Below are 805 nucleotides of genomic sequence, written 5' to 3' on the forward strand. Positions count from 1 at the left end.
ACCTCATCAAAAGCAGCCGCGAACACCGGGAATGCCCGGTACAGACCCGACCCCATCCCCCAACGCTGCGAACCCTGACCCGTGAACAGGAACGCGGTGCCACCACCGAGTGCCCGGCCGGACACGATCGCCGCACTGTCCACATCGGAGGCCAGCGCGTCGAGCCCGGCCCGCAGCTCGGCATCCGAGCTGCCGAGCACGACGGCCCGCCGCTCGTGCGCGGTCCGGGTCGTGGCGAGCGACCAGGCGATGTCCACGGGCTCACCCTCGACAGTGGAGAGCCGGGCCGCCTGTTCCCGCAAGCCCTCGGCGCTGCGGCCGGAAAGCAACCAGGGCACCAGGACCGGATCGGTGAGCTCGCGCGGCGCCGCGGGTTCCGCGGGCGCCTGTTCGAGGATCACGTGCGCGTTGGTGCCGCTGATCCCGAAGGAGGACACGGCCGAGCGGCGGGACCGGCCGGTGTCCGGCCAGTCCCGCCCTTCGGTCAACAGCGCGACATCCCCGGCCTCCCAGTCCACGTGCGGGGTCGGTGTGCTCGCGTGCAGCGTCGGCGGGAGCACCCCGTGCCGCATGGCCTGCACCATCTTGATGATTCCGGCGACACCCGCGGCCGCCTGGGTGTGCCCGAAGTTGGACTTCACCGAGCCGAGGTACAGCGGTTCGGCATCGCGGGCCCGGCCGTAGGTCGCCAGCAGGGCCTGCGCTTCGATCGGGTCGCCGAGCGTGGTTCCGGTGCCGTGTGCCTCCACCGCGTCGATTTCCGCTGTGGACAGTCCCGAGTTCGCCAGCGCCGCCCGGATCACCC

Annotated in this window: 1 protein-coding gene; it reads right to left on the bottom strand. The window is 71.8% G+C overall.

All coding sequences use genetic code 11. From position 1 onward, the window contains the following. A partial coding sequence (locus tag AD72_RS35105; RefSeq protein ID WP_037348455.1) for a ketoacyl-synthetase C-terminal extension domain-containing protein occupies nucleotides 1–805 on the bottom strand: 805 nt, incomplete at both ends.

The sequence above is a fragment of the Sciscionella sediminilitoris genome (assembly GCF_000737195.2).
GTDB lineage: Bacteria > Actinomycetota > Actinomycetes > Mycobacteriales > Pseudonocardiaceae > Sciscionella > Sciscionella sediminilitoris.